The 8,252-nt window shown below is 68.1% G+C and carries 9 protein-coding genes; 4 read left to right on the forward strand and 5 right to left on the reverse strand.

Annotated features, from left to right (window positions below):
* Both AC27IO_RS17715 and gatB read left to right on the forward strand, forming a co-directional pair.
* Positions 1-1,072 (forward strand): amidase family protein (locus AC27IO_RS17715; protein WP_498739944.1); only part of this gene is annotated, 1,072 nt, incomplete at its 5' end.
* A gap of 2 nt (positions 1,073-1,074) precedes the next feature.
* Entirely contained in the window at positions 1,075-2,535 is a 1,461-nt protein-coding gene (gene gatB, locus AC27IO_RS17720; protein ID WP_498739946.1) for an Asp-tRNA(Asn)/Glu-tRNA(Gln) amidotransferase subunit GatB, read from the forward strand.
* 36 nt (positions 2,536-2,571) lie between these two features.
* On the opposite strand, the gene AC27IO_RS17725 is transcribed toward gatB, so the two are convergent.
* Positions 2,572-3,240 (reverse strand): DUF4124 domain-containing protein, encoded by a 669-nt coding sequence (locus AC27IO_RS17725; protein WP_372588235.1) that lies wholly within the window; start codon positions 3,238-3,240, stop codon positions 2,572-2,574.
* Positions 3,241-3,245: 5 nt separating this feature from the next.
* On the reverse strand, positions 3,246-3,944 hold the full coding sequence (gene pyrE, locus AC27IO_RS17730; RefSeq protein WP_284407823.1) for an orotate phosphoribosyltransferase: 699 nt from the start codon (positions 3,942-3,944) through the stop codon (positions 3,246-3,248).
* On the opposite strand from pyrE, the gene AC27IO_RS17735 reads away from it, so the two are divergent.
* Positions 3,943-4,758, forward strand: coding sequence for an exodeoxyribonuclease III (locus AC27IO_RS17735; RefSeq protein WP_498739949.1), 816 nt, complete (start codon positions 3,943-3,945; stop codon positions 4,756-4,758). The genes pyrE and AC27IO_RS17735 overlap by 2 nt on opposite strands.
* Before the next feature lie 90 nt (positions 4,759-4,848).
* Here the strand turns inward: AC27IO_RS17735 and AC27IO_RS17740 are convergent, their stop codons facing one another.
* Positions 4,849-5,694 (reverse strand): hypothetical protein, encoded by an 846-nt coding sequence (locus AC27IO_RS17740; protein ID WP_317357367.1) that lies wholly within the window; start codon positions 5,692-5,694, stop codon positions 4,849-4,851.
* 106 nt (positions 5,695-5,800) lie between these two features.
* Between AC27IO_RS17740 and AC27IO_RS17745 the strand changes: the two genes are divergently transcribed.
* Entirely contained in the window at positions 5,801-6,439 is a 639-nt protein-coding gene (locus AC27IO_RS17745; protein ID WP_498739951.1) for an MBL fold metallo-hydrolase, read from the forward strand.
* 28 nt (positions 6,440-6,467) lie between these two features.
* On the opposite strand, the gene AC27IO_RS17750 is transcribed toward AC27IO_RS17745, so the two are convergent.
* Together AC27IO_RS17750 and AC27IO_RS17755 are read right to left on the reverse strand one after the other, a co-directional pair.
* Complete coding sequence (locus tag AC27IO_RS17750; protein ID WP_498739953.1) at positions 6,468-7,367, reverse strand: M48 family metallopeptidase; 900 nt, start codon at positions 7,365-7,367, stop codon at positions 6,468-6,470.
* Between the two features lie 104 nt (positions 7,368-7,471).
* Positions 7,472-8,252, reverse strand: a 781-nt coding sequence (locus AC27IO_RS17755) for a DMT family transporter (protein WP_498739954.1), incomplete at its 5' end; no start/stop codon positions are given.

An 8,252-nucleotide genomic window follows, 5' to 3' on the forward strand; every position in this document is an offset into this window, starting at 1 on the left:
GGGGCTCAATCCCCACTACGGCACGCCGGCCAACCCGCACGATCCGAGCCGCATCACCGGGGGCTCCACCTCCGGCGGCGCCGCCACCGTGGCGCTCGACCTGGCCACCGTGGCACTGGGCACCGACACGGGCGGCTCGATCCGCCAGCCCGCCTCGTTCTGCGGCATCACGGGCATCAAGCCGACCTATGGCCGCGCCTCGCGCTACGGGATGATCGCCTTCGCCTCCAGCCTGGACCAGGCCGGCCCCATGGCCCGCTCGGCCGAGGACTGCGCCCTGCTGCTGTCGGCCATCTGCGGCCCGGACCTCGACCGCGACTCCACCTCGCTCGACCTGCCGGCGCAGGACTTCACCCGCCAGCTGAACGACGGCATCGACGGGCTGCGCATCGGCATCCCGGCCGAGTTCTTCGGCGAGGGCCTGGCTCCCGGCGTGCGCGCCGCGGTGGACGCCGCGCTCCAGGAATACGAGAAGCTCGGCGCCAAGCTGGTGCCCATCAGCCTGCCGCGCACCGAGCTGTCCATTCCCGTGTACTACGTGATCGCACCGGCCGAGGCCTCGTCCAACCTCTCGCGGTTCGACGGCGTGAAGTTCGGCCACCGCGCCAGCGACTACACCGATCTGGTGGACATGTACAAGAAGACGCGCGCCGAGGGCTTCGGCGACGAGGTCAAGCGCCGCATCATGATCGGCACCTACGTGCTGTCGCACGGCTACTACGACGCCTACTACCTGCAGGCGCAGAAGATCCGCCGCATGATCGCCGACGACTTCCAGAATGCCTTCCAGTCGTGCGACCTCATCGCCGGCCCGGTGGCACCCACGGTGGCCTGGAAGCTCGGCGAGCACGGCAACGACCCGCTGGCCGACTACCTGGCCGACATCTTCACGCTGCCCGCCTCGCTCGCCGGCCTGCCCGGCATGAGCGTGCCCGCCGGCTTCGGCGAGGACGGCATGCCCGTGGGCCTGCAGCTGATCGGCAACTACTTCCAGGAAGCCCGGCTGCTCAACGCCGCCCACCGCCTGCAGCAAGCCACCGATTTCCACCTCCGCATGCCGGGAGGCCTCTGAACATGACCGCCCCATTGATCCACGGCTACGAAGTCGTCATCGGCTTCGAAACCCACACCCAGCTTGCGACGAAATCCAAGATCTTCAGCCGCGCGCCCACCGCCTTCGGCGCCGCGCCCAACACGCAGGCCTGCGCTGTGGACCTGGCCCTGCCGGGCACCCTGCCCGTGATGAACCGCGAGGCCGTGGCCTGCGCCATCAAATTAGGACTGGCCCTGGGCTCCACCATTGCGCCGGAAAGCGTTTTCGCCCGCAAGAACTACTTCTATCCGGATCTGCCCAAGGGCTACCAGATCAGCCAGTTCGAGATCCCGGTGGTGCAGGGCGGCGAGGTGTCGTTCTTCCTGGGCGACGAGAAGAAGACCGTGAAGCTCGTGCGCGCCCACCTGGAAGAAGACGCGGGCAAGTCGCTGCACGAGGACTTCATCGGCCAGAGCGGCATCGATTTGAACCGCGCCGGCACGCCGCTGCTGGAGATCGTGACCGAGCCCGACATGCGCTCGTCCGAAGAGGCCGTGGCCTACGCCAAGGAGCTGCACAAGATCGTGACGTGGATCGGCATCTGCGACGGCAACATGCAGGAGGGCTCGTTCCGCTGCGACGCCAACGTCTCGGTGCGCAAGCCCGGCGCCCCGCTGGGCACGCGCCGCGAGATCAAGAACCTGAACAGCTTCAAGTTCATGCAGCAGGCGATCGACTACGAGATCCGCTGGCAGATCGAGCAGATCGAGGACGGCCACGCGATCCAGCAGGCCACGGTGCTGTTCGACCCCGGCACGGGCGAGACCCGCGCCATGCGCACCAAGGAAGACGCGGCCGACTACCGCTACTTCCCCGATCCGGACCTGCCGCCGCTGCAGATTTCGCAGCAATGGGTGGACGAGCAGCGCGCGCTGATGCCCGAGCTGCCCCGCAGCATGGCCGCGCGCTTCGTGGCCGACTACGGCCTGCCCGAGTACGACGCGACCACGTTGACCCAGTCGAAGGCGATGGCTTCGTATTTCGAAGCGGCGGCGCAGGCCAGCCAGCAACCCAAGCTGGTCAGCAACTGGATCATGGGCGAGGTGTCGCGGCGGGTGAATGCCGGCGAGAGCGACATCGCCGCGGCCCCCGTGGGCGCCGCCCAACTGGCGCAACTGGTCACCCGCATCGCCGATGGCACGATCTCCAACAACGCCGCCCGGCAGGTGTTCGAGGCGCTGTGGAGCGATGCGGCTGCGGGCGATGTGGACGCGATCATCGAGGCCAAGGGCCTCAAGCAGATGAACGACTCCGGCGCGCTGGAAAAGATCATCGACGACGTGATCGCCGCCAACCCCGACAATGTGGCCCAGTTCCGCGCGGGCAAGGACAAGGCCTTCAACGCGCTCGTGGGCCAGGCCATGAAGGCCAGCAAGGGCAAGGCCAATCCGCAGCAGGTGAACGATCTGCTGCGCGCCCGGCTCGCGGCGGCGTCTTCCTGACGCCTACCCTGCCCCGGCCACCGGGGAAGGGTGCCTTTACTGTGAAGGCATGGCGGGGCGCTGCCCCGCCCAAAGGCTCTTGAGCTGCACCAGTTCGGCGTCGAACCGCTGGTGCACGCGGCGCTTTTCCTGCTCCTGCCCGGCGATGAACCGCTGCTGCTCGGCCAGCGCGTCTTCCTGCTCGGCGATCTGGCGGCGCAGGAGCATGGGCGCCTTGCTGGGATCGCGGCGGTAGAACTCCATTTCGGCATCGAGCGCCTTGCGCTGGCGCTGCAGGTCGGCCACGCGCTTTTCGGCGACGGCCGTGACCTCGTTGACCTGCTGGATGGCCGCGGCGCGCTCGGCATCGTGCGAGGCCTGGTCGGGGTAGCGGGCCACCAGCACGCGCTCGCGGCGGCGCTCGTCGGCGATGCGGGCGCGCTCCTCGGCCTCCTTGCGGCGCTGGGCCTCCAGGGCGGCGCGCTCCTGGTCGGTGAGGGTGGGGCCCAGGCGCTGGCGCTCTGTGCCCGATGGGCCCAGCACCCGCTGCTCCCGGTCCACGCACTCGGCGATAGGCCGATCCGCCGTGAGGCGACGGCCCTGGGCATTCACGCAGGTGTAGATGCCGGCGGTCGGAGAGCCGCTCGGCTGCGCCCCGGCCGGCGTGCCCGCCAGGCCCGAGAGGGCGATCACCCACCAGCCGAATCTCCAGGCCGTCTTGCTCAAACGAACTACCCCCCTTGCACGCCGTAGCGCTGGCGGTATGCCAGCACGTGTTCATGGTGGGTGTGCACACCCGGCTCCCCACTCTGGGCCAAATACTGCAATAAATCTGCCAGCTTGGCGATGGTGCATACCTGCATGCCCAGATGGTCGCGCACGTACTGCACGGCGCTGTGCTCCACGTCCTGGCCGTTCTCGGTCGCTTTCTCCTGCCGGTCGAGGGCGATGGCCATGGCATGGGGCTGGGCGCCCGCAGCGCGGATCAGCGCGATCGACTCGCGCGCCGCCGTGCCGGCGGACATCACGTCGTCCACGATCAGCACGCGGCCGCGCAGCGGGGCTCCCACCAGCGTGCCGCCTTCGCCGTGGTCCTTGGCTTCCTTGCGGTTGTAGGCAAAGGGCACGTTGCGTCCGTGCCGTGCCAGTTCGACGGCCACCGTGGCCGCCAGCGGAATGCCTTTGTACGCGGGACCGAACACCATGTCGAATTCGATGCCGCTCGCCAGCAGGGCTTTTGCATAGAATTCGGCCAGCCTGCCCATCTTGGCGCCGTCGTCGAACAGCCCGGCGTTGAAGAAATACGGGCTCAAGCGGCCTGCCTTGGTCTTGAATTCGCCGAAGCGCAGCACCCCCGCTTCCACGGCGAATTGCACGAAGTCCTGCGCCAGGCGGTCCTGTTCCACCGATTGCGCCTTGTCTGTCACCATGGATTCACCCCTTTTCAAATTAACGAGCCTCAACCTCAACGGCATCCGCTCCGCCGCATCCAAGGGGGTGGAGGCATGGATCGCCGCAACGCGGCCGGATTGTATTTGCGTGCAGGAGATCAAGGCGCAGTCGGCCGACATGCTGGGCCGCTTCGAGCACCTGGCGGGTCTGAAAGGGCACTTTCACTTCGCGGCCAAGAAGGGCTACTCGGGCGTGGGCATCTACTCGCGCCACGAGCCGAGCGACGTGCGCATCGGCTACGGCTCGCAGGAATTCGATGCCGAGGGCCGCTACGTGGAAGCGCGCTTCGACACGCCCGCGCGCAAGCTGTCGATCATCAGCGCGTACTTTCCGAGCGGCTCCTCGGGCGAAGAGCGCCAGCTGGCCAAGTTCCGCTTCCTGGACGAGTTCCATCCCCACCTCATGCGCACCAAAGGCGAGCGCGAGTTCATCCTCTGCGGCGACATCAACATCGCCCATCAGGCCATCGACCTCAAGAACTGGCGCAGCAACCAGAAGAACAGCGGCTTCCTTCCGCAGGAGCGCGAGTGGATGACAAAGTTGTTGCACACAACTGATGAAGGCGGCGGGCTGATAGACGTTTACCGTCAGTTACAACCAGACGCCACGGACACCGCCTACACGTGGTGGAGCAACCGGGGGCAGGCCTACGCGAACAACGTCGGATGGCGGCTGGACTACCACCTGGCCACGCCGGCCATCGCCGCCCTGGCCCGCACCGAGCACATCTACAAGACCGAGAAGTTTTCGGACCATGCGCCGATCACGATCGGGTATGACATGGTGTTGTAAGCGCAGCACGCGGCGTGCGGCGGGCATCCACCCGCTTGCAGGGAACCGGCCCTGCCGGGCGGCCGTCTCCCGTTGCGGGCATGGGCCGGATCAGCGGTGAGCGGCTGCGGCCAGTTCGGCCGCAAAGGCCTGGGCCTGCTCTGGCGCTACGAAGGCCTCTTCGTCCTTGCGGATCAGCCCTGCGACTTGGCCGTCATCGGTCACCAGGCGCTTGACGTAGAAGCCATAGCCGGTCTTGCCGTTGTTGGGATACCAGTCGCCCTCGCCCTCGTTCACGCTGTACTTGAAGAGATAGGTGTGCTGCGTGGTGCTGGAGTTGGAAAAGAACTTGACGCAAAACACGAAGCCCGCCAGACCGCCGCTGACCTGGTGTTCACACATCAGGTTGCTGGACGGCGCGGAGATCGTCCCGCTACCGGTGCTGGTGGCATTGCCCACGGCTGTGAACGTGGGAGTTTCAACGCCCCAGCCCAGCGTGGGCGAGTACGTCGTGAACAGCCAGCTGCCTTTCAGGCTTTGCGGTACGGCCGCGTAACCGAAGTTGAAGCGCGAGATGGCCTTTTCGCTCTCGCCGGGGAAGGTGATGAAACCGCTCACGCCGTCGACGAAGCGGATCTTGACCGCGCCCGCGTTGCCCTTTTCAGTGCCCGAGCGGTCTTCGCTGCCCAGGAAACGGCCGCCTTCATAGGACTTGAGATCGGCCGTGACCTGGTTGTCCACCACATTGCCCACGGCCAGGTAGAACGTGGACTTGCCGGTGTTCTCGTACGCATACATCTGCATTACCAGCGTGCCGTTCTGCACGTCGATGCCGAAGCCGCGGCCGGGCTTGCCGTTGACCTCGGAGGTCACCACCCACGTCCCCGCCTGGGGGATGAACGCATGGGCCACGCCCGCACCGAAAACAAAGGCCGCAGCCACCAGCTTCTTGAACATCGCTCCCTCTCTCTTTCGCATTGACGACAATGGCGCCAGCCCTCCGATGAATGCTGAAGCGCGAACCCGAAATCATCGCCGTGAAGCCTGAATACTAACTTACACGATGTTGCAATATTTCACATTACCCGTCACCGCTTTCCAGCAGAACTGCTCGTTGGTGTGGTGCGACGAAACCCTTCTGGCCGCGGTGATCGATCCCGGTGGGGACCTGCCGGCCATCCTCGCCCAGGCGGAGCGGCGGCAGCTGAAGCTGGATCAGATCTGGCTCACCCACGCCCACATCGACCATGCGGGCGGAGCGGGCGAACTGGCCCGCACCCGGGCGCTGCCTATCGTCGGGCCGCATCCCGGGGATCAGTTCTGGATCGACGGGCTGCCGCAGCAAAGCGCGATGTTCGGCTTTCCGCCTGCGGAGGCCTTCACGCCCACGCGGTGGCTGGACGATGGCGACACGGTGCAGATCGGCAAGGAGACGCTGGCGGTGCGCCACTGCCCCGGCCACACGCCGGGCCACGTGGTGTTCCACGCGCCCCAGATCGAGCGGGCTTTCGTGGGCGACGTGCTGTTTGCCGGCAGCATCGGCCGCACCGACTTTCCCCAGGGCAATCACCAGCAGCTCATCGACAGCATCACACAGCGCCTGTGGCCGATGGGCGACGGCACGGTTTTCATCCCGGGGCACGGGCCGGAGAGCAGCTTCGGGCGCGAGCGCAAGAGCAACCCCTACGTGGGCGGGACCTGATCCGCGCCCCACGCCGGCCCCGGTCGACTCACCCCCGGCGCGCCGCCTGGTACAGCCCCTGCACCCGCGGCACGTTCTGCTCCAGCTGGCGGATGCGCTCCGGCCCGCTGGGGTGGGTGGAGAGAAACGCGATGCCGCCCTGGCCGCTGGTGGCCTCGCCCATCTTGCGCCACAGGCTCACCGAGGCGTCGGGGTTGTAGCCGGCGCGGGCGGCCAGTTCCAGGCCCACCAGGTCGGCTTCGGTCTCGTCGCCGCGGCTGAACTTCAACGTGATGAGCTGCGTGCCCAGGTTGGCCGCCGCGTTGCCCAGGTCGCCCAGGCCCAGCAGCTGCGCCCCGAGGGACAGGCCCACGCTGGTGGCCTGGGTCTTGGCCAGGCGGGCGCGAGCGTGTTCGCGCAGCGCATGGGCCATTTCGTGGCCCATGATCATCGCGGCCTCGTCGTCGGTGAGCTTGAGCTGGTCCAGGATGCCGGTGTAGAAGGCGATCTTGCCACCCGGCATGCAGAAGGCGTTGATCTGCTTGCTGCCGATCAGGTTGACCTCCCACTGCCACTGGCGGGCCCGGTCGTTCCATTGGGCGGTGTAGGGGATCAGGCGCTGGGCGATGGCGCGCAGGCGCTGCAGCTGCGCATTGTCGGGGCCGGCCAGCGCGCGCTGCGCCTTGGCCTTGCCCATCATTTCGCTGTACTGCTGGTTGGCGGCGGTCTCGATCGTCTCGGCCGGCACCAGCTTGCGCATGCCCGAGGCGGACCCCACGTCCACCTGCGCCAGCGCGGGCCCCGCGACGGCGGTCCCGGCCGCCAGCAGGAAGCCGCGGCGGGCGTTCCAGGCACCGCCGCGCAGGCTGCAGAACTGGCAACAGGCCGTGGCGGAATCGGTCTCGGCAGGCGCCGGAGCGCGGGGATCGGGGGCGGGCAGGTGCGACATGGGCGGCAGTCTAGCCGCAGGCCGGGGGCCCGGTCTGTCAGCCGGAAGCCATCCCTGGGCCCTTTTTCAGCGCACCAATGCGAGGCGCCGGTCGCCCTGCGATCTTACCGGCGCAGCTCCGCGCGGATCACCACCAGCAGGCCCAGCAGCACCAGCCCCAGGCCGCTCCAGGCGGCGAGCGGCTGCCGCTCCCCGACGATCGCCACGGCCAGCACGAAGGCGGCCACCGGCTCGACCAACGTCAGCGTGACGCTGGTCGCCCCGGCGATGTGGCGCAGTCCGCTGGAAAACGCCACATAGGCCAGGCCGGACACCACCACGCCCAGATAGACGACCACGGCCAGCGACGGCAGGCTCCATTGCGGCACGCCGGCCAGCAGCCATGCCATGGGCAGCGCCAGCAGCGCGGCGCCGGTGAACACGCAGAAGTTGACCCAGCCGGTGGAGGCCCGCGCCACCAGCCGCTTGTTCACCAGCGCGTAGCTGGCGTACGACAGGCCGGCCAGCAGGCACAGCGCCAGCCCCGGCCAGGACGGCCCGGCCCCCGCGCCCTTGCTGAGCACCATCAGCACGCCGCCGGCCACGCTGACGGCGGTGCCCAGCCACCACAGGCCGATCAGGGGCGAGCGCAGCAGCACGGCCTGGATCAGTCCCGCCCAGATCGGGCCGCTGCCGATGGCCACCGCCGTGCCCACGCCCACGCCGGTGCGCTGCACGCCGGCATAAAAGCAGATGCTGTAGCCCGCCACGCCGGCCGACGCCAGCGCCAGCCAATGCGCGGGCAGGCGGTCCGAGGGGGTGGGGCCCGGTGCCGGGCCGCGCCGTTGCGCGCGGTGGCGCGCCAGCCCCCGCGCAGCGATGAGCAGCACCGAGAAGAAGGCGCTG

This window comes from Acidovorax sp. KNOB132 (genome assembly GCF_057541515.1).